The 24,206-nt window shown below is 70.5% G+C and carries 24 protein-coding genes; 18 read left to right on the top strand and 6 right to left on the bottom strand.

Annotated features, from left to right (window positions below; genetic code table 11):
- Positions 1-244 precede the first annotated feature (244 nt).
- Positions 245-625, top strand: coding sequence for a hypothetical protein (locus tag ACIBJB_RS30370; RefSeq protein ID WP_398935111.1), 381 nt, complete (start codon positions 245-247; stop codon positions 623-625).
- An 89-nt stretch (positions 626-714) separates the two neighbouring features.
- On the opposite strand, the gene ACIBJB_RS30365 is transcribed toward ACIBJB_RS30370, so the two are convergent.
- A complete protein-coding gene (locus ACIBJB_RS30365) occupies positions 715-1,341 on the bottom strand; it encodes a TetR family transcriptional regulator (RefSeq protein WP_398935109.1) in 627 nt (208 codons plus the stop codon).
- A gap of 133 nt (positions 1,342-1,474) precedes the next feature.
- Here ACIBJB_RS30365 and ACIBJB_RS30360 point away from each other — a divergent pair, with 133 nt between their 5' ends.
- From ACIBJB_RS30360 to ACIBJB_RS30350, 3 genes are all read left to right on the top strand, one after another.
- Positions 1,475-1,639, top strand: a complete 165-nt coding sequence (locus tag ACIBJB_RS30360) for a hypothetical protein (protein WP_398935107.1) — start codon at positions 1,475-1,477, stop codon at positions 1,637-1,639.
- Between the two features lie 35 nt (positions 1,640-1,674).
- Positions 1,675-1,941, top strand: coding sequence for a DUF4190 domain-containing protein (locus ACIBJB_RS30355; RefSeq protein WP_398935105.1), 267 nt, complete (start codon positions 1,675-1,677; stop codon positions 1,939-1,941).
- 66 nt (positions 1,942-2,007) lie between these two features.
- Complete coding sequence (locus tag ACIBJB_RS30350; protein WP_398935103.1) at positions 2,008-3,177, top strand: cysteine desulfurase family protein; 1,170 nt, start codon at positions 2,008-2,010, stop codon at positions 3,175-3,177.
- Between the two features lie 39 nt (positions 3,178-3,216).
- Here the strand turns inward: ACIBJB_RS30350 and ACIBJB_RS30345 are convergent, their stop codons facing one another.
- Positions 3,217-4,740, bottom strand: coding sequence for a multicopper oxidase family protein (locus ACIBJB_RS30345; protein ID WP_398935102.1), 1,524 nt, complete (start codon positions 4,738-4,740; stop codon positions 3,217-3,219).
- Positions 4,741-4,981: 241 nt separating this feature from the next.
- Positions 4,982-5,647, bottom strand: a complete 666-nt coding sequence (locus ACIBJB_RS30340; protein WP_398935100.1) for an N-acetylmuramoyl-L-alanine amidase — start codon at positions 5,645-5,647, stop codon at positions 4,982-4,984.
- A 60-nt stretch (positions 5,648-5,707) separates the two neighbouring features.
- On the opposite strand from ACIBJB_RS30340, the gene mnmA reads away from it, so the two are divergent.
- A complete protein-coding gene (gene mnmA / locus ACIBJB_RS30335; RefSeq protein WP_398935098.1) occupies positions 5,708-6,832 on the top strand; it encodes a tRNA 2-thiouridine(34) synthase MnmA in 1,125 nt (374 codons plus the stop codon).
- A 390-nt stretch (positions 6,833-7,222) separates the two neighbouring features.
- Here mnmA and ACIBJB_RS30330 read toward each other — a convergent pair whose 3' ends face one another.
- Entirely contained in the window at positions 7,223-8,005 is a 783-nt protein-coding gene (locus ACIBJB_RS30330) for an alpha/beta fold hydrolase (RefSeq protein ID WP_398935096.1), read from the bottom strand.
- 37 nt (positions 8,006-8,042) lie between these two features.
- A complete protein-coding gene (locus ACIBJB_RS30325; protein WP_398935094.1) occupies positions 8,043-8,366 on the bottom strand; it encodes a DUF427 domain-containing protein in 324 nt (107 codons plus the stop codon).
- Between the two features lie 50 nt (positions 8,367-8,416).
- Between ACIBJB_RS30325 and ACIBJB_RS30320 the strand changes: the two genes are divergently transcribed.
- The 9 genes from ACIBJB_RS30320 (at position 8,417) to gatB (ending at position 19,219) form a co-directional block, all read left to right on the top strand.
- A complete protein-coding gene (locus ACIBJB_RS30320) occupies positions 8,417-8,956 on the top strand; it encodes a TIGR00730 family Rossman fold protein (RefSeq protein WP_398935092.1) in 540 nt (179 codons plus the stop codon).
- Between the two features lie 23 nt (positions 8,957-8,979).
- Entirely contained in the window at positions 8,980-9,669 is a 690-nt protein-coding gene (locus ACIBJB_RS30315) for an SDR family oxidoreductase (protein WP_398935090.1), read from the top strand.
- Between the two features lie 69 nt (positions 9,670-9,738).
- Positions 9,739-10,740: a methionine synthase gene (locus ACIBJB_RS30310; protein WP_398935088.1), complete on the top strand. Its 1,002-nt coding sequence runs from the start codon at positions 9,739-9,741 to the stop codon at positions 10,738-10,740.
- Positions 10,741-10,755: 15 nt separating this feature from the next.
- Complete coding sequence (ligA, locus tag ACIBJB_RS30305; protein WP_398935086.1) at positions 10,756-12,948, top strand: NAD-dependent DNA ligase LigA; 2,193 nt, start codon at positions 10,756-10,758, stop codon at positions 12,946-12,948.
- Positions 12,949-13,220: 272 nt separating this feature from the next.
- Positions 13,221-15,461 (top strand): putative bifunctional diguanylate cyclase/phosphodiesterase, encoded by a 2,241-nt coding sequence (locus ACIBJB_RS30300; RefSeq protein ID WP_398935084.1) that lies wholly within the window; start codon positions 13,221-13,223, stop codon positions 15,459-15,461.
- A gap of 187 nt (positions 15,462-15,648) precedes the next feature.
- Positions 15,649-15,945, top strand: a complete 297-nt coding sequence (gene gatC / locus ACIBJB_RS30295; protein WP_007384860.1) for an Asp-tRNA(Asn)/Glu-tRNA(Gln) amidotransferase subunit GatC — start codon at positions 15,649-15,651, stop codon at positions 15,943-15,945.
- Between the two features lie 5 nt (positions 15,946-15,950).
- Positions 15,951-17,453, top strand: a complete 1,503-nt coding sequence (gatA, locus tag ACIBJB_RS30290; protein ID WP_398935082.1) for an Asp-tRNA(Asn)/Glu-tRNA(Gln) amidotransferase subunit GatA — start codon at positions 15,951-15,953, stop codon at positions 17,451-17,453.
- Entirely contained in the window at positions 17,450-17,689 is a 240-nt protein-coding gene (locus tag ACIBJB_RS30285) for a hypothetical protein (RefSeq protein ID WP_007384862.1), read from the top strand. Before gatA ends, ACIBJB_RS30285 begins: the two co-directional genes overlap by 4 nt.
- Before the next feature lie 15 nt (positions 17,690-17,704).
- Positions 17,705-19,219 (top strand): Asp-tRNA(Asn)/Glu-tRNA(Gln) amidotransferase subunit GatB, encoded by a 1,515-nt coding sequence (gatB, locus tag ACIBJB_RS30280; RefSeq protein WP_398935080.1) that lies wholly within the window; start codon positions 17,705-17,707, stop codon positions 19,217-19,219.
- Positions 19,220-19,269: 50 nt separating this feature from the next.
- On the opposite strand, the gene ACIBJB_RS30275 is transcribed toward gatB, so the two are convergent.
- Positions 19,270-20,085, bottom strand: coding sequence for a methyltransferase domain-containing protein (locus ACIBJB_RS30275; RefSeq protein WP_398935078.1), 816 nt, complete (start codon positions 20,083-20,085; stop codon positions 19,270-19,272).
- 140 nt (positions 20,086-20,225) lie between these two features.
- Here ACIBJB_RS30275 and ACIBJB_RS30270 point away from each other — a divergent pair, with 140 nt between their 5' ends.
- The 4 genes from ACIBJB_RS30270 to ACIBJB_RS30255 all read left to right on the top strand — a co-directional run bounded on the left by ACIBJB_RS30270 (position 20,226) and on the right by ACIBJB_RS30255 (position 24,123).
- Entirely contained in the window at positions 20,226-20,531 is a 306-nt protein-coding gene (locus ACIBJB_RS30270) for a hypothetical protein (RefSeq protein ID WP_266527322.1), read from the top strand.
- Positions 20,532-20,721: 190 nt separating this feature from the next.
- A complete protein-coding gene (locus ACIBJB_RS30265) occupies positions 20,722-22,950 on the top strand; it encodes an MMPL family transporter (protein ID WP_398935076.1) in 2,229 nt (742 codons plus the stop codon).
- A complete protein-coding gene (locus ACIBJB_RS30260) occupies positions 22,928-23,503 on the top strand; it encodes a GNAT family N-acetyltransferase (protein ID WP_398935074.1) in 576 nt (191 codons plus the stop codon). The genes ACIBJB_RS30265 and ACIBJB_RS30260 overlap by 23 nt, the downstream gene beginning before the upstream one ends.
- A 35-nt stretch (positions 23,504-23,538) precedes the next feature.
- Positions 23,539-24,123: a hypothetical protein gene (locus ACIBJB_RS30255; RefSeq protein WP_398935072.1), complete on the top strand. Its 585-nt coding sequence runs from the start codon at positions 23,539-23,541 to the stop codon at positions 24,121-24,123.
- Positions 24,124-24,206 lie beyond the last annotated feature (83 nt).

Raw genomic sequence — 24,206 nt, 5'->3', positions numbered from 1 at the left:
GCACCGCCCGGCCGCTGAAGCCGGTCAACCCCCGGGGTTCTCCGGCCGCGCGGCCGCTTCTGTCACGGGCTTGTACCAGCGAGTAGGTCGAAGGCCGCAGGGGAACCCCAGGTCGGACGGGGTGCTTTAGCCGCGCTTTGCCCTGCGCACAGGCGGGGGACAGTGGGGCCCCAAGAAAGGCTTAAGGGTCGTTGGTTGAGTTCCGGACCTCAGGACTTCCTCATCCTCCCTGGAGCTGTCTCTCATGAAGCGTGTGCGTCTTCTCCCCGCCGTGGCTCTGCTGGCGCTCTCGCCCCTCGCCCTGGTGGCCTGTGGCTCGGGCGACTCGTCGTCGACCTCGAACAGCGGCAACTCGGGTCAGCAGCAGAACTGTCAGGCCCCGACCGGCAACTCCTCCGGTATGCCGAGCGGCGCCCCCTCGGGAGCTCCCACCGGCAACGCGACCGCGAGGCCGTCGGGCGCGCCCAGCGGCAACCCCTCCGGGATGCCGAGCGGCGGCCCCGGCGGCGGCAAGGGCGGTCAGGGCGGTCCCGGCGGCGGCATGGGCGGCTGCGGCGGCGCGGGCGGCGCGGCCCCGAGCGGGGCGCCCAGCGGTGCACCGACTGCGGCGGCGACGAAGAGCTGACCCCGACGTCGTACGACAGGGGCGGTGCTCCCGGTGAACGGGGGTGCCGCCCCTGTGCGTTGCCCGGACGGGGAGTCGGTGGGCGGGCCCTAGTCCAGCCAGTGTTCGCGGCCGATGCTGATCAGGCGCATCTGATGCTCCGCCACCTGGCAGACGCGCTCGCGCTCCTCCGGCGATGCCTCCAGGGCCTCCAGGAACAGTGAGGCCGTGATCAGCATCTGGTCGACGTAGAGGTTGGCCAGCATCAGCAGGTCGTCCTCGCTCCAGCCTTCGGACACCGGGTCCTTGGCCAGCTCGTCCTTCACCTCCTGCCCGAACCGGGCGAGTTGGTCCCGGATGGCCTCCCGGACCGGCTGGACACCGCCATGTCGCTCCCGGGCGATAAAACGGACATGGGCGGGGTACGCGTCCACATGACCGGCGATCAACTCGATGGCCCGCTTGATCCGTTGGGCGTGGTCGTCGGCCGCGGACACTGTCGTCCGGATCATCGGGTGCAGGCTGCCCAGCGCCTCCTCGACCAGAGCCGCGCCGAGATCCGCGATGGAGCGGAAGTGCCGGTAGAAGGCGGTCGGGGCGACGCCGACGGCGCGCGTGACCTCGCGCAGACCGAGGCTGCTCAGGCTCTGCTCCTCCAGCAGGGCCAACGCCGCGTCCAGGAGCGCCTGCCGGGTCTTCTGCTTCTGTGCCTGCCGGATGCCGAGGGTGTGACTCATGTCATCCAGTTAACAACTGTTCTCCGTAATTGGAAAGCCGTGTGACGCGCTAGACTCGAGAGTCAGTGAACAACTGTAACTACAACTGTTCACCCAAACGTAACGACAGCCATCTCGGAGGGGGATCCGTCCCATGCTGTTCCTCGTCGCCGCACTCATGCTGCTCGGCGTCGTCCTGGGCACCGTCGCCCACGCGCCGCTCACCTTCACCGCAGTCACCGCCGTCGTGATCGCCGTCTGGCTGGGCGTCTTCGCGCTCCGCGAGCGCCACGCCCGCCGCCGCACCTCGGCCCACTGACCCCCGCCCCACCGTCCCCAGGAGCACTGATCACCATGCAGCTCACCGCGCAGGCCACCTCCCGCACCGGCGCCCGCGATGCCGACGGCATGGCCGTGGCGTCCTTCATCCTCGGCCTCATCGGCCTTCTCGTCCTCAATGTCTTCCTCGGCCCGATCGCCATCGTCCTGGCCTCGGTGGCCCTGTGGCGCGGCACCGCCCGCCGCGGCCGTGCCTACCTGGGTCTCGGCCTCGGAGTGGCCGACCTCCTGGTCCTGGTGGCCTTCATGCAGCTGGACAGCACGCCGTCCTGGAGCTTCTGAGCCCGCCGGCACCGGCCGGTCCTGGCCTGAGGGTGCTCGCGTGCGACCCGTAGAATCGGCGTCACCATGGCATACCTCGACCACGCCGCGACCACCCCGATGCTCCCCGAGGCGGTCGAGGCACTCACCGCGCACCTCGGCGCCACCGGCAACGCCTCTTCCCTCCACGCATCCGGCCGCAGGGCCCGCCGCACGGTCGAGGAATCCCGCGAGACCCTCGCGGAGGCGCTCGGCGCCCGGCCCAGCGAGATCGTCTTCACCTCCGGCGGGACGGAGGCCGACAACCTCGCCGTGAAGGGCCTGTACTGGTCCCGGCGCGACGCGGACCCCGCAAGGACGCGGGTTCTCGCGAGCCCCGTCGAACACCACGCCGTCCTCGACGCCGTCCACTGGCTCGGCGAACACGAGGGCGCCACCGTCGAGTACCTCCCCGTCGACACATACGGCCGGGTCCACCCCGACGCCCTGCGCGCGGCGATCGCCCGCGACCCCGACGACGTCGCCCTGGCCACGGTCATGTGGGCCAACAACGAGATCGGCACGGTCCTGCCGGTCCGCGAACTCGCCGACGTCGCCGCGGAGTTCGGCATCCCGCTGCATGCCGACGCCGTCCAGGCCTTCGGCCAGGTCCCCGTCGACTTCGCCGCCTCCGGCCTCGCCGCGATGACGGTTTCCGGTCACAAGATCGGCGGCCCGTACGGCATCGGTGCCCTGGTCCTCGGCCGCGAGTGGACCCCCGTCCCCGTCCTGCACGGCGGCGGCCAGGAGCGCCACGTCCGCTCCGGCACCCTCGACGTTCCCGCCATCGCCTCCTTCGCGGTGGCCGGCCGCCTCGCCGCCGAGCAGCGCGAGTGGTTCGAGCTCGAAATCGGCGCCCTGCGCGACGCCCTGGTCGAGGCGGTCCGTACGGCGGTCCCGGACGCGATCCTCGGCGGCGACCCGGCGCCCGGGGGCCGTCTCCCGGCCAACGCCCACTTCACCTTCCCGGGCTGCGAGGGCGACTCCCTGCTGCTCCTCCTGGACGCCCAGGGCATCGAGTGCTCCACCGGCTCCGCCTGCACCGCGGGCGTCGCCCAGCCCAGCCACGTCCTGCTGGCCACCGGCACCGAGCCCGACCTGGCCCGCGGCACCCTCCGCTTCTCCCTCGGGCACACCTCCACCGAGGCGGACGTCGAGGCGGTCGCGAAGGCCATCGGTCCGGCGGTGGAACGGGCCCGCGCGGCGGGGCTGACGTAACGCCGCCGCAGCAGGACCCGCCGGACCAGGGGCTTCCGGTCAGCTCTCCGTGACCATGAGGGAGGCCATCATTCCCTCGTCCTCGTGCTGAAGCAGATGGCAGTGGAGCATGTACATGTACGTGTCGTCGGCGAAGTCGGTGAACTCCATCGCGATCACGATCTCGCCGCCGCCGACGACCTCGAACGTGTCGTACCAGCCGAGGTCGACCCCGGTCGGCTCCTCACCGTTGATCGAGACGAGCTGGTAGGGCACGTCGTGCAGATGGAACGAGTGCTCCAGCTGGCTGGCGTTGGTGATCGTCCATATCTCCTTCGCGCCCAGCGTGGTGCTGATCATGGTCATGCCGGCCATGGTGAGCCCGGCAGAGCCGTTGATCTTCATGGTCGCACCCGTGTTGCTGAGGGTGATGGTGCGCGCCGTGAAGTCGGAGGTGTCGTACCGCTCGATGGTGTTGAGCGTGCTCGGCAGGTCGTCCGGGGTGTCGGTGCCGCCCGCCGTGACGGTGAGGAAGTCGTACGTGCCGGAGCCGCCGCGGATCCAGCCCGTCGTGATGACGGCCTGGAGTGTGACGTCCTCGCTGACGTCCATGACGAACTCGGCGCGGGCGCCGGCCACCAGACGGATCGTGGTCACCTCGGCCGCCTCCGTCAGGTAGCCCTGGTCCGTGGCGATCTGGGTCAGCGTGCCGCCGTCGCTGCGCTGGAGGGTGACGATGTCCGACGGTGAGGCGTTGAGAGCGCGGAAGCGGTTGCGGGTCCTGGTGGCGGCGAAGGAGAGCGTGGTGTCGTCGACGTTCTCGCCGTTCACCAGCAGCGGGAAGCTGAGACCGGAGCTGAGATAGCCGCTCTGGTCGTACTTGATGTCGCCGGCGCTGTCCACGGCCAGGCACTGGAAGACGAGCGGGATGTCGTCGACGCCGTAGTCGCCGGGCAGTGCGGCGGACGTGTCGGAGTCGTCCTCGACGATGATCATCCCGGCCAGGCCGTGGGTGGCCTGCTTGGCCGTGGTGCCCAGGGCGTGCGGGTGGTACCAGAGGGTCTTCGCCTCGTCCAGGACCGTGAAGGTGGGCGACCAGGTCGTCCCGGCGGAGAAGGCGTTCTGCGGGCCGCCGTCCATCGTGGGCGGGACGTGGGCGCCGTGGAAGTGGACGGTGGTGTCCTCGGTGAGGCTGTTGGTGATGTTCAGCAGCACGGTGTCGCCCTTGGTCCACTTCAGGGTGGGACCGAGGAACGACTGGTTGTAACCGGCGGTGGTGCTGGTGACACCGCTGAGCACCTCGGAGGTCCCGGTCTGTGCGGCCAGGGTGAAGGTGGTGGTGCCGTCGGAGGTGGTGCCCTCCAGCAGGTCCGGAATGGTGAGGGTGCCGTCCGTCGCGGCGGCCGCCTTGTTGCGGGTGCCTTCGGTCAGCAGGGAAAAGGCGGCGCCTGCCGCGCCCACGGCCCCGAGGCCCACCCCGGCCATCCCGCCGAGGAACTTCCGCCGGTGTAGACCCTTCTTGTGGCCTCTGCTCTCCTTGGAGTGCTCGGGCTCGGCCCCCAGGCCGTCTGTGGTGCGTGTCATGGCCGGGGAGCCTCGACGTAAGGGCTGTGTGAGGACTGGGGTGAAGCTGGGTGCGAGCCCGGGAAGCTGTGAGAGCGGGACCTGGGTCAACTCCCTTGAAGAAAAGCCAAGTTGCTGGTCCGCAGGTCATGATCGGGATACGGGACATGTCGGGCGGGCGGTCTTGGCCGGATGTTCATAACCAAACCGAATGTTCATCACCGGGCGGGACGTTCGTAGCTAGCGGGCGGGACGTTCGTTGCTAGACGGAGGCGCTCGGCACCTTCCGCACCAGCCGCATGTACCGCTCCCAGTCCCAGTGTTCGCCCGGGTCGGTGTGATCCGTGCCCGGCACCTCCACATGGCCGATGATGTGCTCGCGGTCGACGGGTATGGCGTACCGCGCGCATATCCCGGCCGTGAGCCGCGCCGAAGCCGCGTACATCTCGTCGGTGAAGTCCTCGGGCCGGTCGACGAATCCCTCGTGCTCGATGCCCACACTGCGTTCGTTGTAGGAGCGGTTGCCCGCGTGGAACGCCACGTCCAGCTCGCGGATCATCTGCGTGATGTGCCCGTCCTTGCGGACGACGTAGTGCGCGGCCGCGCCGTGGCCCGGGTCCTGGAACACCTTCACCGCGCTCGCGAAGCTGCCCTGGGTGACATGGATGATCACCATGTCTATGCCGTAGTCGTCGGGCCGGTCCGCCCGCCGCCAGTTCGCGTCGGAGGCCGCCACCCACTGCGCGCCGCGGAAGTCGACCGCGCCCTCGACACGCGGTTTCTCCACACCCGGCGCCCGCCACCACAGCCGCGCCAACTCGTCGCGGGCCAGCACCGCCGTGCCCACGGCCGCCGCCGTCCCGCCGATGAGCAGGGCCCGGCGACCGATGCGCCGGTCGCCGTCTGCGGATGCTTTTTTCTCCCCCATGTGATCGTCAACGGATACTCGTGGGCTCCGGTTCCCGCGCCCCCGTACTCTTGAGGGGTTATGACTGACACCACGCCGCGCCCTCTTCGTGTACTCGCCGCCATGTCCGGAGGAGTCGACTCCGCCGTCGCCGCCGCCCGCGCCGCCGAAGCCGGCCATGATGTGACCGGCGTCCACCTCGCGCTGTCCGCGAACCCGCAATCGTTCCGCACGGGCGCGCGTGGCTGTTGCACCATCGAGGACTCGCGCGACGCCCGCCGTGCCGCCGACGTCATCGGCATCCCGTTCTACGTCTGGGACCTCGCCGACCGCTTCCGCGAGGACGTGGTCGAGGACTTCGTCGCCGAGTACGAGGCCGGCCGCACCCCCAACCCCTGCCTGCGCTGCAACGAGAAGATCAAGTTCGCCGCCCTGCTCGACAAGGCGCTCGCGCTGGGCTTCGACGCGGTGTGCACGGGCCACTACGCGAAGGTCGTCACGCTCGCGGACGGCTCCCGGGAGCTGCACCGCGCCTCCGACATGGCGAAGGACCAGTCGTACGTCCTCGGTGTCCTGGACGAGAAGCAGCTGGCGCACGCCCTGTTCCCGCTCGGCGACACGGTCACCACCAAGGACGAGATCCGCGCCGAGGCCGAGCGCCGGGGTCTCGCGGTCGCCAAGAAGCCCGACTCGCACGACATCTGCTTCATCGCCGACGGCGACACCCAGGGCTTCCTCGCCTCCCGCCTCGGCCGGGCGGAGGGCGACATCGTCGACGAGTCGGGCGCGAAGATCGGCTCCCACGAGGGGGCGTACGGATTCACCATCGGCCAGCGCAAGGGCCTCAGGATCGGCACCCCGGCCGCCGACGGCAAGCCGCGCTATGTCCTCGACATCTCACCGGTGAACAACACGGTGACGGTCGGCCCGGCCGCCGCGCTGGACGTGAACGCCCTGACCGCGATCAAGCCCCGCTGGTGCGGCGCGGCCCCGACGGGCCCCGGCACCTACACGGCCCAGCTCCGCGCCCACGGCGGCGAGACCGAGGTCACCGCGGAGCTGGTGGACGGCACCCTGGAGGTCTTCTTCGCCGAGCCCGTCCGCGGGGTGGCCCCCGGCCAGGCGATCGTGCTCTACGACGGCACGCGCGTGGTGGGTTCGGCGACGATCGCGTCCACGGTGCGGGTGACGGCGGGCGTGGCCTAGACCCGCGACGGCACCCGGGCCCGCGAGGGAACTCCGCGCGGGCTCCTGGGCGGATGGTCCGGCGGTGCCGGCACGTGGGTACGGCCGTGGGCCGTGTCAGGGGTGCCACGTGCGGGTGCCGCTGGGTGTCGGGCGGATCGTCCCGGGAGGCGCCGGGTGGGTACGCCCCGTGGGTTGTGTCAGTTGATGCTGCACGCGGGTGCCCGCAGGCCCCTGGGCGGACCATCTGCCGGTGCCGGCACGTGCGCACGGCCGCGGGGTGTGTCAGGGTGCCACGCGCGCGTGCCCGCAGGCTCTCGGGACAGCACCGGAGGTGCCGGGCACACGCCGTCGCCACGGCCCGCGCGTACGGGCACGTCCCGGCACCCGCGGGTGCCGGGTGACGGACGATCAGGCCGCGAAGAACTCCGCCAGGACCGGTCCGAGGGCCGTCGGGTCCACCATGTGGGTCTGGCCCTCCAGGACGCGGTACGAGCCCTTCGGTGCCGCCTCCGCGACCGCCCTGGTGCCTTCGCGCATCCACTCGGGGCTCGCGCCGCCCGCGACCGCCAGCAACGGGACCGTGATCGAGGCCAGCCGGTCCCGGGGGACCAGACCGCCGGCCATGACCGCGTTGTCGTAGGCGAGCGTCGGGGCGACCGCCTCCATGCCGGGCCACATGGGGGACTGGCGGGCGCCCTGGATCATCCCCTCGCCCATGCCGGTGAGCCGCAGGAAGAGCTCCACCGCGTCCCCGCGCCGGCCCTCGGCGAGCGCTGCCGTCAGCTTCTCGGTGTACTCGGCCATCCGCTCCGCGCCGCCGTCCAGGAAGTCGGCGTACGGCGTCTCGTACACGGCGACCCGGCGTACCGGCAGTCCGCTCGCCGCGGCCTCCAGGACCAGCGCACCGCCGGACGAGATGCCGCACAGGCATGCCTCGCCGCCCGCCGCCTCGATGAGCGCGGCGAGGTCCTCGACCTCACGGGCCACCGCGTAGGGGGCCGTGTCGCCGCTCGCACCGCGGCCCCGGCGGTCGTACACGAGCACGTCGAACCGCTCGGACAGCGGCACGGCCAGGGGCGCGACCGTGCCGCCGGTGGACATCGCGCCGCTGACGAGGACGACTGCGGGGCCGTGTCCGGTGCGTTCGTACGCGATCGGCGTGCCGTCGCGCGAGAGGGTCTTCTTGTCCATGCCTGTGGAGACTGCCGCACCGCACGGAAATCATCGGTCAGGACACGTCGACCTCGTAGAAACAGAGGTGGTCCTTGATCTCGGCGACGGCGGGCTTCGGCTCGGGATAGGACCACACCAGGTCGGGCGCGTCCGGCAGGGACCAGTAGGACGCGGTGCCCTTGAAGGGGCAGTAGGTGTGGGTGTCGGAGGGGGTCAGCAGGTCGAGTCGTACGTCCTCGGCGGGGAGGTAGTACCGCACGGGAGAGCCCGTCTCGCGCAGCACGAGGGGCCTGTCGCTCTCCGCGAGGACCTGGTCGCCGTGCACCACGCGCACGTGCTGGTCGGCTTGCTCGATGGTGATCGTGTGTCCTTCGGCCATACCGGGAAAGCGCTCGCGGGCCCCCGGTTCTTCCCGCGTACGGTGACCTCATGCGAATCTGCGTCTTCCTCTCCGCCGCCGACCTCGACTCCCGCTACACGCGCCCCGCGCGGGAGTTCGCGAAGCTGCTGGGCAAGGGCGGCCACACCCTTGTGTGGGGTGGCTCGGACGTGGGTCTCATGAAGGTGGTCGCCGACGGGGTGCAGGAGGCGGGCGGGCGGCTCGTCGGGGTCTCCGTGGAGTTCCTGGCCGCCAAGGTCCGCCCGGGCGTCGACGAGATGGTGATCGCGAAGGACCTCGCCGAACGAAAGAAGCTGCTCCTGGAGAAGGCCGACGCCGTGGTGATCATGGTGGGCGGCACGGGCACGCTCGACGAGGCGACCGAGATCCTGGAGTTGAAGAAGCACGGGCACACGCAGAAGCCGGTCGTCCTGCTGAACACGGCGGGCTTCTACGACGGGCTGAAGGAGCAGTTCCGGCGCATGGAGGACGAGGGCTTCCTGCCTCTCCCGCTCACCGACCTGGTGTTCTTCGCCGAGGAGCCGGTGGGGGCGCTGGCGTACCTGGAGGAGTCGCTCGGTACGCGCTGACGCCGTGATGCGAGCATGGCGGCATGGCTACACATGTGATCACCGGAGCGGGCTCCGGCATCGGTGCGGCGGTGGCCCGGCGTCTGCACGCGCGCGGGGACGAACTCGTGCTGCACGCACGTGACGCGGGCCGGGCGAAGGAGCTGGCGGCTCAGTTCCCCGGGGCGCGCACCCTGGTCGGAGATCTGGCCGACCCCGACAAGCTGAGCTGGGCCTTCTCGCACCAGTCGCTGCCCGATCGGGTGGACTCCCTGCTGCACATCGCGGGTGTGGTCGACCTCGGCCCGGTCGGCGAGCTGACCCCGAAGTCCTGGCGCCACCAGTTGAACGTCAACCTGATCGCTCCGGCCGAGCTGACCCGCCACTTCCTGCCCCAGCTCCGGGCGGCCCGGGGCCACGTGGTGTTCGTGAACTCGGGCGCGGGACTGAACGCGCACGCCGACTGGTCCGCGTACGCCGCCTCCAAGCACGGCCTCAAGGCCCTGGCGGACTCCCTGCGCCACGAGGAGCACGCGCACGGCGTCCGCGTCACCTCGGTCTACCCCGGCCGCACGGCGAGCCCCATGCAGGCCAAGGTCCACCAGCAGGAGGGCAAGGACTACGACCCCGCGCGATGGATCGACCCCGAGTCGGTCGCCACGACGATCCTGACGGCGATGGACCTGCCGCGGGACGCGGAGATCAACGACCTGACGGTCCGCCCGGGGCGCTGACGGCTCCGGTGGGGGCGAAGCTCCGGTGGGGGCGCGAACCTCCTCCTGCCACGTACGTAGGCTTCGTATGTGACCGCAGACCTTCGCTTCGCCCCCGCCACCGGCATCGGCTCCCTCCCCGGCGGCGACGCCCGTGAGGCCGCCAGGACCGCCACCGGCTCCTTCGAGGACTTCCCGTTCCTGCCCGAACTGCCCGCCCGCGGCCCCGGCGCCGACATGATCGGCCGTACCGCCGGAATGCTCGTCGAGCTGTACGCGCGCGTGGAGCCCAGCGGGTGGCGGATCGGGGACCGGCCGGGCCGGGACACCAAGCGGGCGCGGTCCTGGCTGGGGGAGGACCTCGACGCGCTGGAGGAGTTCACCCAGGGGTACGAGGGGCAGCTGAAGGTGCAGGCCGTCGGTCCCTGGACGCTGGCCGCCACGCTGGAGCTGCGGAACGGCGAGGTCGTCCTCTCCGACCCCGGCGCCTGCCGGGACCTCGCCGCCTCGCTGGCCGAGGGACTGCGCCTGCACCTGGAGGAGGTCCGAAGGCGTATCCCCGGGGCGCAGGTCGTGCTCCAGCTCGACGAGCCGTCCCTCATCGGCGTCCTGCGCGGGCAGGTGAGGAGCGCCAGCGGTTACCGCACCCACCGGGCCGTGGACCGGCAGGTCGTCGAGGCCACCCTGCGCGACGTCGTCGGGGTTCACGGGGGTGGCCCCGTCGCGGTCCACTCGTGCGCACCGGACGTCCCCTTCGCCCTGCTGCGGAGGGCGGGTGCGGCGGCGGTCTCCTTCGACTTCTCGCTCCTCACCGAGCGTGACGACGACGCGATCGGCGAGGCGGTGGAAGGGGGGACGAGGCTCTTCGCCGGTGTCGTGCCCGGCACGGACACGGCATTGTCAGACCCTGCCGGTAGCGTCATGGGTGTCAGGACGCTGTGGCGCAGGCTGGGGCTGCATCCGGGACTTCTCGCGGAGGCGGTCACGGTCACTCCGTCGTGCGGACTCGCGGGCGCGTCCCCCGAGTACGCCCGCAAGGCTCTCGCCCACTGCGCCCAGGCGGCGAGGTCCCTCGCGGACAACCCAGAGTAACGGGAGGACAACACGGTGGCCGGCGACAAGCAAGCGGAGACGACGGTGCCCGCCGAGGCACGGGAGAAGCACGCGCAGCTCGCTGAGCAGATCGAGGAGCACCGCTTCCGGTACTACGTGAACGACGCGCCGGTCATCAGCGACGCCGACTTCGACAAGCTCCTGCGCTCCCTCGAATCCCTCGAAGAGGAGTACCCGGAGCTGCGCACCCCCGACTCGCCGACCCAGAAGGTCGCGGGGGCGTACGAGACCGAGTTCACGTCCGTCCAGCACCGCTCCCGCATGCTCTCCCTGGACAACGCGTTCAGCGACGAGGAGTTGGCGGCCTGGGCCGAGCGGGTCGCCAAGGACGTCGGCACCACCGACTACCACCTGCTGTGCGAGCTCAAGGTCGACGGTCTCGCCGTCAACCTCACCTACGAGCACGGTCGCCTCATCCGCGCGGCGACCCGCGGCGACGGCCGCACGGGCGAGGACATCACGCCCAACGTCCGCACGATCGCCGAGATCCCGGACCGCCTCAAAGGCGACAAGGTCCCCGACCTCGTGGAGATCCGCGGCGAGGTCTACTTCCCGATGGAGAAGTTCGAGGAGCTCAACGCCCGCCTGGTCGAGGCCGGTGACAAGCCCTTCGCCAACCCGCGCAACGCGGCGGCCGGTTCACTGCGCCAGAAGGACCCGCGCGTCACCGCCACCCGCCCGCTCCACATGGTCGTGCACGGCATCGGCGTCCTCGAGGGCTTCCACGGCATGACCCGCCTCTCCCAGGGCTACGACCTCCTCAAGTCCTGGGGCCTGCCCACCGCCCAGCACAACAAGGTGGTCGAAGGACTCGACGGCGTACGGGAGTTCATCGCCTACTTCGGTGAGAACCGCCACTCCGTGGAGCACGAGATCGACGGGGTCGTCGTCAAGCTCGACGAGATCCCCCTCCAGGGCCGCCTCGGCTCCACCTCCCGAGCCCCCCGCTGGGCGATCGCCTACAAGTACGCGCCCGAAGAGGTCAACACCAAGCTCATCAACATCCGCGTGGGCGTGGGCCGTACAGGCCGGATCACGCCGTACGCCCAGGTCGAACCGGTGACGGTGGCCGGCTCGGAGGTCGAGTTCGCCACCCTGCACAACCAGGACGTCGTCAAGGCCAAGGGCGTCCTCATCGGCGACACCGTGGTGCTGCGCAAGGCCGGTGACGTCATCCCGGAGATCCTCGGCCCGGTGGTCGACCTGCGCGACGGCAGCGAGCGCGAGTTCGTGATGCCGAGCGAGTGCCCGGAGTGCGGGACGGGCCTGCGCCCCATGAAGGAGGGGGACGTCGACCTGCGCTGCCCCAACGCCCGGACCTGCCCCGCCCAGCTGCGCGAACGCCTGTTCTACCTCGCGGGCCGCAAGTCGCTGGACATCGAGCACTTCGGGTACGTCGCGGCCGCGGCCCTGACCAAACCGCTGGAGCCCTCGGACCCGCCGCTGACCGACGAGGGCGACCTGTTCGACCTCACCATCGAGCAACTGCTGCCCATCAAGGCGTACGTCCTCGACCAGGACAGCGGTCTGCCCAAGCGGGACCCGAAGACCGGCGAGGAGAAGATCGCCACCGTCTTCGCCAACCAGCAGGGCGAGCCCAAGAAGAACGCCGTCGCCATGCTGGAGAACATCGCGGCCGCCAAGGAGCGCCCGCTCGCCCGGGTCCTGACCGGCCTGTCGATCCGCCATGTCGGCCCGGTCGCCGCCGAGGCGCTGGCGCGCAACTTCCGCTCGATCGACCGCATCGAGCAGGCGAGCGAGGAGGAACTGGCGAACACCGACGGCGTCGGCCCGATCATCGCGAAGTCCCTCAAGGAATGGTTCGCGGAGGACTGGCACCAGGAGATCCTGCGCAAGTGGAAGGCCGCGGGCGTGCGCATGGAGGAGGAGGGCTCGGGGGAGGACGAAGGTCCGCGTCCCCTCGAAGGGCTCACCGTCGTCGTCACCGGCACCCTGGAGCGCTTCACCCGAGACGGGGCCAAAGAGGCGTTGCAGACCAGAGGGGCGAAAGTCACCGGTTCGGTTTCGAAGAAGACGTCTTTCGTCGTCGTAGGCGACAATCCGGGTTCCAAGTACGACAAAGCGATGCAACTGAAGGTGCCTGTTCTGAACGAGGACGGCTTCGACGTGCTGCTGGAACAGGGCCCCGAGGCGGCCACCGATGTGGCACTTCCCACGGAGGAGTAGCGAGGAGCGGCGGTTGAACGCCACCCGATCGGCGCATACCAGATGCATACGGGTGGCCGGGGCGCATTCGGGCAACCGTCGACGACCGCTGCCCGTGGAAGCCTTCTGCGGCCTACTGTTGAGATGTGCGCCTGCCGTGCCCAGCTGCGGTCGGGGCATTCCCTTGCTCCTGAAGAGCAAGGGGAAGGTTTTTCCAACGCGGCGCCGTCGAGGGTTTTGTCGGGCGAACGAGCCGCGTGGCGTGGGCACCGCCGGCTGTGAGAGGGACGGGAATGGAACCGACCGAGAGCGCCGCCCCGGACTCACGGCTGCGCCTGCGCCGGATCACCGGCGCATGGCGGGCTAGCCGCTGGGCCGGGCGGCCTTCGGAGCGTCCGGGCGTCGAGGGGCGCGCCGCCGGGCAGTACACCGCGGCCGGCGGCCCCGGTGCCGCGCAGCTCACCGCCGAGCGCGTCCCCGGTATGCCTGACTCCGACCCCGACCGACAGCTGTCCTGGCCCGCCCTGCCCACGGCGGTCGTCTCGGCGGCCGGATTCGTGCTGGGCGCGGGCTTCTACCGGGCGTTCACCGGCGGCCACGCCCTCTTCCCGTCCGGCACCGTCGGCTGGTCGCTGGCCGTGCTGACCGGCGTCATCGTCGGCCACCTGGTCGCCCTCGGCCGGGCCCGCTGGTGGGGCGGCACCGGCTCGGGCGCCGCCCTGACCCTCGCCGTCCTGCTGATGTACGGCTGGGTGCCCGCCGGGATGGTCAGCCTCACCGTCGTCCTGCTGGTCGGCATAGCCCGGCGCCACCGCTGGCGGCAGGGCATCCTGCACGGCGCGGTGGACATGCTCGGCATAGCCACCGGCGCCCTGGTCATCGCCGCGTTCGGTCAGTCGCCGTCCGTCGAGACCCCCTGGAACCCCGACACCTGGACCTTCTACACCGGCCCCGAGGTGGTCCTGGTCGCCGTCGCCTACCTCGCGGTCACCCGGGCCCTGGGCTGGTATCTGCACTCCTCCCGGCACGCCGGTCTGCCCACCGTGGCCCGCACCGCCCTGGTCAGACAGGGCCTGGTCGCGGTCGCGCTGCTCGGCATCGCCCCCCTGGTCTGCGTGGTCGCCGCCGCCAAACCCGTGCTGCTCCCGCTGTTCGCGATCCCCCTCATCGCCCTCGACTCCACGCTGTGGATGGCCCGGGCCCGCGCCGAGGAGCAACTGCGAGACCCGCTGACCGGACTGCCCAACCGGCAGTGGCTCCTGGAGCGCATCTGGTCCGCCCTGGACGACGCCGAGCGCATCGGCGCCCGGTCCGCCCTGATGCTCATCGACCTCGACCGCTTCCGCTCGGTCAACGACACCCTGGGTCACCTCGCCGGTGACCGGCTGCTCCTCCAGATCGCCGACCGGCTGCGGGTCGCGCTGCCGCGTGGGGCGGAGGCGGCGCGGCTCGGCGGCGACGAGTTCGCCGTCTTACTGCCGGTCGCCGACTCCACGACCTCCGCGACCCGGGTCGCCCGCAACCTGGTCGCCGCCCTCAGCTCCCCGCTCGACCTCGACGGGCTCACCCTCGTCCTGGAGGCCAGCGCCGGGGTCGCCGTCTTCCCCGACCACGCGCTCGACGCCGAGGGGCTGCTGCGGCGGGCGGACGTGGCGATGTACCAGGCCAAGCGGGACCGTACGGGAGTAGAGGTGTACGAGTCCAAGCGGGACTCCAACACCCCGGACCGGCTCGGGCTGCTCGGCGATCTGCGCCGGGCGCTGGACGCGCACGAGGTGCAGCTGCACTACCAGCCCAAGGTCCGCTTCGACGGACAGGTCGCCGGTCTGGAGGCCCTGGTGCGCTGGGTGCACCCGGAACGCGGGAAGGTACCGCCGGACGAGTTCATCGCGATCGCCGAGTCGTCCGGACTGATGCCCCACCTCACCGAGTACGTCCTCGACACGGCTCTCGCCCAGGTCGCCGAGTGGCGGGCGCACGGCCTGTTCGTCCCGGTGGCGGTCAACGTCTCCCCGCGTGACGTCCACACCCCGGGCTTCGCCGGCTCGGTGGCCGCGCGCCTCGCCCGGCACGGAGTCCCGGCGGGAGCGCTCCAACTGGAGATCACCGAACACGTCCTGCTGGAGGACCCCTCACGGGCCGCGGACACCCTCGCCGCCCTGACCGGCCACGGCGTGAAGATGTCCCTGGACGACTTCGGCACGGGCTACTCCTCCCTGGTCCACCTGCGCCGCCTCCCCGTCAGCGAACTGAAGATCGACCGCTCGTTCGTCGCCAAGCTGGCCGTCGACACCGAGGACGCGGAGATCGTCCGCTGCACGGTCGACCTCGCGCACTCCCTGGGCCTCCTGGTCGTGGCGGAGGGCGTGGAGGACGACGAGACCTGGGAGCGGTTGCGCGACATGGGCTGCGACGCCGTACAGGGCTGGCTGGTCGCGGCCGCGATGCCCCCGGAGGAGACGACCGCGTGGCTCCTGGCCAGGGGTTCGAGGGGCTGGCAGCGGCCCAGGGCGGCGCTGCCGGCAGCGGAGTGAACATTCCCGGCGACCTGTGCGGCTTTTGTCTTCAGGGGCGCGGGGAACTGCGCGACCAGCCACAACGTACCCGCGGCCGCTCCACGATGGACTCCGGCGCCCCCTTGCGAATCCGTTTAACAGCCTGAGGCCGCCGCCCCATAGGATTGGCCCCAAACCACACGCACTCACCCCAGAGGATCGCTGCATGCCTGGCATCACGCGCGAGGAGGTCGCCCACCTCGCACGGCTGGCGCGTCTGGAGCTGAAGCCCGAAGAGCTCGAGCACTTCGCGGGACAGCTGGACGACATCATCGGCGCGGTCGCACGCGTCAGTGAGGTCGCCGACCAGGACGTACCGCCGACCTCGCACCCGCTCCCGCTGACGAACGTCATGCGCGCGGACGAGGTCCGTCCGTCGCTCACCCCCGAGCAGGCGCTCTCCGGCGCCCCGGCCCAGGAGCAGCAGCGTTTCAAGGTGCCGCAGATCCTGGGGGAGGACTAACCGCCATGACGGACAACGTCACCATCATCAAGCTCACCGCCGCCGAGACCGCCGAGAAGATCGCTTCCGGTGAACTCACGGCCGTAGAGGTCACCGAGGCCCACCTCGCCCGTATCGAGGCCGTCGACGAGAAGGTGCACGCCTTCCTGCACGTCGACCGCGAGGGCGCGCTCGCGCAGGCGCGTGCCGTCGACGAGAAGCGGGCCAAGGGCGAGAAGCTCGGCCCGCTCGCCGGCGTCCCGCTCGCGCTGAAGGACATCTTCACCACCGAGGGCATCCCGACGACCGTCGGATCGAAGATCCTCGAGGGCTGGATCCCGCCGTACGACGCGACCGTCACCAAGCGGCTGAAGGCCGCCGACGTCGTCATCCTCGGCAAGACCAACATGGACGAGTTCGCCATGGGGTCGTCGACGGAGAACAGCGCCTACGGACCCACCGGCAACCCCTGGGACCTCACCAGGATCCCCGGCGGCTCCGGCGGCGGCTCCTCCGCCGCGCTGGCCGCGCACATGGCGCCCCTCGCCATCGGCACCGACACCGGCGGTTCCATCCGCCAGCCGGCCGCCGTCACCGGCACGGTCGGTGTGAAGCCGACGTACGGGGGAGTCTCCCGCTACGGCATGGTCGCCTTCTCCTCCTCCCTCGACCAGGGCGGCCCCTGCGCCCGTACGGTCCTGGACGCGGCCCTGCTGCACGAGGTCATCGCCGGACACGACCCGCTCGACTCCACTTCGATCGACGCCCCGGTCCCGGCGGTCGTCGAGGCCGCCCGCAACGGCAGCGTCGAGGGCATGCGCGTCGGTGTCGTGAAGCAGTTCCGCGGCGAGGGCTACCAGGCCGGTGTCATCCAGCGCTTCGACGAGTCCGTGGCTCTGCTCAAGGAGCTGGGCGCCGAGATCGTCGAACTGGACTGCCCGTCCTTCGACCTGGCCCTGTCGGCGTACTACCTGATCGCGCCCTCCGAGTGCTCCTCCAACCTCGCCCGCTTCGACGGCCTGCGCTACGGCCTGCGGACCGGCGACGACGGCACCCACTCCGCCGAGGAGGTCACCTCCCTCACCCGTGAGGCGGGCTTCGGCCCCGAGGTCAAGCGCCGGATCATGCTCGGCACGTACGCCCTGTCGAGCGGTTACTACGACGCCTACTACGGCTCGGCGCAGAAGGTCCGCACGCTCATCACGCGCGACTTCGAGAAGGCCTTCGAGCAGGTCGACGTGATCGTCTCCCCGACGACCCCGACCACCGCCTTCCCGATCGGCGAGCGCGCCGACGACCCGATGGCGATGTACCTGGCCGACCTGTGCACCATCCCGACCAACCTCGCGGGCAACGCGGCCATGTCGCTGCCGTGCGGTCTGGCACCCGAGGACAACCTGCCCGTCGGCCTCCAGATCATCGCCCCGGCCCTGAAGGACGACCGTCTTTACAAGGTCGGCGCAGCCGTCGAGGCCGCCTTCGTGGAAAGGTGGGGGCACCCGCTCCTCGAGGAGGCACCGTCGCTGTGAGCAAGCTGACCAAGGCGAAGGACTTCAAGAAGTCCAAGTCCGGTACGTACCTGTCCATCGCCGGGACCGCGTTCGGCGCGATCGGCGTCGCCAAGCGGCTCAAGAAGGCCCGTGCCGAGAAGGACACGCTGGTCCTGATCGACGCCACCGTCTCCGCGGTCGCCATCGTCACCGGCCTCGCCATCCTGTACCGCGAGCTGAAGCGGCTGGGCGACGACGACGTCCTGCTGGGCTGAGAGGGAAGTTTCACCGTGACCACCACGACCGACCTGGTGTCGTACGAGGACGCTCTCGCGTCGTACGACCCCGTCATGGGCCTTGAGGTCCATGTCGAACTCGGCACCAAGACGAAGATGTTCTGCGGCTGTTCGACCGAGCTCGGTCAGGACGCCAACACGCAGACCTGTCCCACCTGCCTCGGCCTGCCCGGCGCGCTCCCGGTCGTCAACGCGATCGGCATCGAGTCGGCCGTCAAGATCGGTCTCGCGCTGAACTGCGAGATCGCCGAGTGGTGCCGCTTCGCCCGGAAGAACTACTTCTATCCGGACATGCCGAAGAACTTCCAGACCTCCCAGTACGACGAGCCGATCGCCTTCAACGGCTACCTCGACGTCCAGCTGGAGGACGGCGAGACCTTCCGCGTGGAGATCGAGCGCGCCCACATGGAGGAGGACACCGGCAAGTCGACCCACGTGGGCGGCGCGACGGGCCGTATCCACGGCGCCTCGCACTCGCTCCTCGACTACAACCGCGCCGGCATCCCGCTCATCGAGATCGTCACCAAGCCGATCGAGGGTGCGGGTGAGCGCGCTCCCGAGGTGGCGAAGGCGTACGTCCGTGAGCTGCGCGAGGTCATCAAGGCGCTCGGTGTGTCGGAAGCCCGCATGGAGATGGGGCAGATGCGCTGCGACGTGAACTTGTCGCTGCGCCCGCACGGCCGTGAGAAGTTCGGCACACGTTCCGAGACGAAGAACGTCAACTCGCTGCGGTCCGTGGAGCGCGCGGCCCGTTTCGAGATCCAGCGGCACGCGGCCGTCCTGAGCAGTGGCGGGACGATCATCCAGGAGACCCGGCACTTCCACGAGGACACGGGGTCCACGACCTCGGGCCGCGTGAAGGAGGAGGCCGAGGACTACCGGTACTTCCCCGAGCCGGACCTCGTTCCGGTGGCCCCCTCGCGCGAGTGGGTCGAGGAGATCCGGGCCGCTCTGCCCGAGCTGCCGCTGGTGCGCCGCAACCGCCTCGTCGCCGAGTGGGGTATCACGGCCCTCGACATGCAGGCGATCCTCAACGCCGGTGCCCTGGACCTGATCGTCGCCACGATCGACGCCGGTGCCGACGCGGCCTCCGCCCGCAAGTGGTGGATGGGCGAACTCGCCCGCAGCGCCAACGAGTCCGGCAGGGCGCTGGACGAGCTGGCCATCACGCCGGAGCAGGTCGCCCGGGTCACCGAGCTGGTCTCCAAGGGTGACCTGAACGACAAGCTGGCCCGCCAGGTCATCGAAGGCGTCCTCGCGGGCGAAGGCACCCCGGACGAGGTCGTCGACAAGCGCGGTCTGAAGGTCGTCTCCGACGAGGGCGCGCTGGGTGCCGCCGTCGACGAGGCCATCGCCGGCAACCCGGGCATCGCCGACAAGATCCGCTCCGGCAAGGTCGCCGCGGCCGGCGCCCTGGTCGGCGCGGTCATGAAGGCGACCCGCGGTCAGGCCGACGCGGCCCGCGTCAAGGAGCTGATCCTGGAGAAGCTGGGCGTCAGCGAGGGCTGAGCTCCCCGTTGCGTACGGCCCCGGAGGACGTGTCCTCCGGGGCCGTAGCCCTACTTACGGCGCCCTACGAGCCGTACGAAACCCAACGACCGCCCCTGGTCGGCCCGTACCATCTCGCCGACGTCACGGGCCATCGTGCGGTGGAACTCCTCGGGGCTCTCCTCGGCGATCACGTCGGACCACAGCAGCCAGTCCTTCCAGCCGTCCGGCTGCCAGTCGGCCGTCTCGACCTCGACGGCCCCGCCGCGGGTCCAGTGCCGCCTCCACCAGTCGGCCGAGTGGAAGCACCAGAAGTCGGGCTGCCACCACTGCTGGAGATGCGCGGGCGGCTCCACGCCCTCGATCTCCTCCCGCACCGCGGGGACGACGATCCCGATCCGCCCGCCCGGCTTCAACAACCGGGTCAGCGTGGGCAGATAGAGGTCGTCGGTGCCGAAGTACTGGTACGCGTCGACGCTCACGATCGCATCGAAGCCGCCCTCGGCGAAGGGCAGGTCGTGTGCCTCGGTGTGCACGGGCAGCACCCGGTCGGCGAAACCGGCCTCGGCGATGCGCTTGGCGTTCTCGTCGGGCTTGACCCACAGGTCGGCCGCGGTGACCTGGACGTCGTACTCCCTGGCCAGGAAGACCGAGGTCATAGCCCGCCCGCAGCCCAGGTCGAGGACACGGGCGCAGGGCCGCAGGGTGTCCAGGCCCAGGGCGGGCGCGAGCCACTCCAGCAGCCACAGCGCGTTCGGGCCCATCTGGTTCTCGATGACCCAGCGGACGTCGTAGCTGTTGCTGCGCGGGTAGCGGGCCTGGGTCAGCCGCCGGGTGAGGTCCTCATTCGAGGGCCCCGTCATGGACGGGGTGATGTCGTCTGGCATCGGTGAACGGGCTCCTTGAGTCCGGGGAAACGGAAAGGGATACGGAGGAGCTCGGTCGGACGCTCAAACAACGCACCTGCTTCGGCCGGGGGCCGGACGGGCCCGGATTCTCTCAGCGGAACACGCTACGCTCGCCCGCCATGAACGGTCCTGCGAATTCCGAGCCATCCGACATACAGGAGGAGTACGACGGCCAGGTGCTGGACGCCCGGCGGGCCCGCTGGACGGCCTCCGGCACCGGCGCTCTGCTGGCCCTCGCCGGTCTCGCCGCGGCGGCGCTCCGGTTGAGTGGATCCGCCCCCGCGCTGGTCCCGGCGGCCTATGGATTCGGCGCCGGGGTGTGCGCGCTCGCCGCGGTCCTCGGCTCCCGCGGTCGCACCCGCAGGGCCCTGTGGCTGCTGATCGCCGGCGTGATGGTGATGGCGCTGGGCGACCAGTTCGACTGACGTGACAGAGTGACCGTTACTGTCCTGTGATCTGTCTCCCACTCTTGTGAATAAACGCACGATCGCAATAAACGATCACTTTCCCCTGCAAGAGTGGTCCACGCATTGCTCATGCGTTCTTTGCGGGCTGTTCACACATGAAGGACTGTTCCCGGTCAAAGATCCACAATTCACCCCCGGGAGCACGTTCGTGGCAGCCCTTGCACGCTGGTGTGTACGGCGACGTCTGGTCGTCGTTCTCCTGTGGCTCCTCGCGCTCGGCGGGGTGAGCGCGGCCGCCGCCGTCACCGGCTCCGCGTACTCGAACGACTACGAGGTCCCCGGCACCGAGTCCGGCCGCGCCACCCAACTGCTCGAGGACGGCTTCCCGCACCTCGGAGGCGACAGCGACACGGTCGTCTGGCACCTCACGTCGGGCTCGGTCCGGGACGCCGACGTCGAGCAGACGATGACCGCGACCCTGGAGAGGATCGCGGACCTGCCCGGCGTGGCCGCCGTCGTCTCCCCGTACGACGACGCGGGCGCCGGCCGGGTCAGCGCCGACGGACACACCGCGTACGCCACCGTCACCTTCGCCGACTCCGCCGAGGACATCGACGCCTCCGAGGCGAAGGCCGTGGTGGACACCGCCAAGGACGCCGAGGCCGACGGGCTCCAGGTGGAACTGGGCGGCAGCGCCGTCGCCCTCACCGAGCCCTCGGGCGGGCATGTCGCCGAGATCGTCGGCGTACTCGTCGCCGCCCTCGTGCTGTTCCTGGCCTTCGGCTCGCTCGCCGCCTCGCTGCTGCCCATCGCCACCGCCCTGGTCGGTGTGGGCACCGCGTACGCCGGGATCGGGCTGCTCGGGCATGCCATGACCGTCGCCGACTTCGCGCCCATGCTCGGCATGCTGATCGGGCTCGGCGTCGGCATCGACTACGCGCTCTTCATCGTCACCAGACACCGGCGCGGCCTCAAACGCGGGCTCGGCGTCGCCGAGTCCATCGAGAACGCCGTCACCACCACCGGTCGCGCCGTCGTCTTCGCGGGTGCCACGGTTTGCATCGCCCTGCTGGGGATGCTGATCCTCCGGCTCGGCTTCCTCAACGGCGTCGCGATAGCCGCCTCCCTGACCGTCGTCCTGACGGTCGCCGCCTCCGTGACCCTGCTGCCGTCCCTGCTCTCCCTCATCGGCATGCGCGCCCTGAGCCGGCGAGAGCGGCGCCGCCTCGCCGAGCACGGGCCCGAGCCGGAACTGCCGACCGGGTTCGCCCACCGCTGGTCCGCGTTCGTGGAACGGCACCCCAAACTGCTCGGCGCCCTCGCACTGCTGGTCATCACCGTCCTCGCCCTGCCCACCCTGGGTCTGCGCCTCGGCACCTCCGACCAGGGCAACGACCCGCGGTCCGCGACCACCCGGCAGGCCTACGACCTCCTCGCCGACGGGTTGGGCCCGGGCGTCAACGGGCCGCTCACGCTGGTGACTCGTGTCGACGGAGCCGAGGACAAGCTCCTCCTCGACAACCTCGACGCCACCCTCCGCACCACCGAGGGCATCGCGTCCACCACCCCTGTGACCTACGACACCGGTGGCGACCTCGCCTACTTCACGATCGTCCCCGAGTCCGCCCCGCAGTCCCAGCAGACCAGCGAGCTCGTGGACCGGCTGCGCGCCGAGGTGCTGCCGCGCGCGGAGACCGGCACGTCACTCGACATCCAGGTCGGCGGGACGACGGCGTCGTACGACGACTTCGCGGACGTCATCGTCGGCAAGCTGCCTCTGTTCGTCGGCGTGGTCATCGGCCTGGGCTGTCTGCTGCTCCTGCTCGCCTTCCGTTCCGTCGGCATCCCGCTGAAGGCAGCCGCCATGAACGTCGCAGCCGTCGCCGCCTCCTTCGGAGTGGTCGTCGCGATCTTCCAGTGGGGCTGGGGAAGCGAGCTGCTGGGGCTGGGCCGCGCCGGGCCCATCGAACCCTTCCTGCCCGTGATCATGGTCTCGGTCCTCTTCGGACTCTCCATGGACTACCAGGTCTTCCTGGTCAGCCGGATGTACGAGGAATGGCTGGAGACCGGCGACAACCGGCGGGCCGTCCGGGTCGGCCTCGCCGAGACCAGCCGGGTGATCAACTCCGCCGCGGTCATCATGATCTCCGTCTTCCTCGCCTTCGTGCTCAGCGGCGACCGCGTGATCGCCATGTTCGGCATCGCGCTCGCCGCCGCCGTCGCCCTCGACGCCTTCGTCCTGCGCACCCTCCTCGTCCCCGCCCTCATGCACCTGCTCGGCGGCGCCAACTGGTGGCTGCCGGGCTGGCTGGACCGCCGGATGCCCCGCATCAGCATCGAACCGCCCGAGCGCCGCGCCGCGCATGAGAGGCTCACCGATGTCGTGGCGGAACTGGAGAAGGAGCAACGGGGCGATGTACGCGATATCCCTGGGTGACGACGGAGCGGAACTTCGGCCGCTGGAGCCGTGGCACGCGGAGGAGTTCTTCGCGCACCTGGAGCGTGGCAGGGAGTTCATCAACCGGTACATCCCCTTCGGGGAGGACGCTGTCGACGTGGCCTCCGCGCGGGACATGCTCCAGCGGTACGCCGACCTGCGCGCCGCCGACAACGCCTCCCTGCACGGCCTGTGGCTGGAGGGGAAACTCCTCGGAGGGGTGCTCTTCCTGAACGTCGACGCGGAGCGGGCCAACTGCGAGGTCGGCTGCTGGCTGGAACCCGCCGGCACCGGACGCGGTCTGGTCACCCGGGCGATGCGGATACTCCTCGACTTCGCCTTCGAGCAGCGCGGCATGCACAGGGTGGAGTGGATGGCGGCGGTGGACAACCACGCCAGTCTGAACGTGGCCCGGCGCCTCGGGATGAGCAGGGAGGGCGTACGGCGTGGGAGCTTTCCCCACCACGGGGTCAGGCTCGACCTCGAAGTGTGGTCGCTTCTCGCGCCCGAGTATCGTGCGGCACGCGCGCGTACCGCTCACAACGATCATTAAGAAACCTCTCAGACAGGATCCGTACGGTGCCGGACATGGGAACCAAGACAGCTGACGAGACCGGTGCCACGACGGGCACCGAGGCCACGACCGACGAGGAGAAGGTGAGCGTCGCCAAGACCGACGAGGTGACGGAGGCCGAGGACACCGCAGCCGAGGACACCGCCGCCGACGAGATCGACGACGAGGACGACCTGCCCGAGGCCGCCCGGGAGGAGGGCCCCACCGGAGTCGGCCAGGGCGCGGGCGCCGTCGTCTCCGCGGCGCTGGGCCTCGTCTCGCTGACCGGCAGCTGGGTCGGCACCGTGGCGTCCGCACGGCAGTCGCTGGTCGGCCAGCTGCACGCGCAGACCGCGACGTCCTCCGACGTGGCGAAGCTCCTCGACGAGGGCTACGGCGACGCCTGGAAGGCCACCGCGCTCTGGGGCGGCGTCTTCGCGCTCATCGCCCTGATCGTCGGTGTCGGCGTGCTGGCCCGGCCGGCCTTCGGTGCTCCCGGCAAGCCGCAGGCCACCTGGATCAAGTCCGTCGCCTGGGGCGGTGTCGCGCTCGGTGTGGTCGGCCTGCTCCTGGCCGTCCTCAAGTACACCGACCTCCTGCTGGACCTGCCTTCCGCCTGAACAAGCGCAGGTCACGAGGGGTCTTAGGGCAGCCGTAGGTACCTTACGGAGGCCCTGAGGCCCCTCTCGCGCGTCTAAGGCCC

Source organism: Streptomyces sp. NPDC050759 (assembly GCF_044456945.1).
Lineage (GTDB): Bacteria > Actinomycetota > Actinomycetes > Streptomycetales > Streptomycetaceae > Streptomyces.
This window is presented reverse-complemented; position numbering and strand designations above follow the sequence as displayed.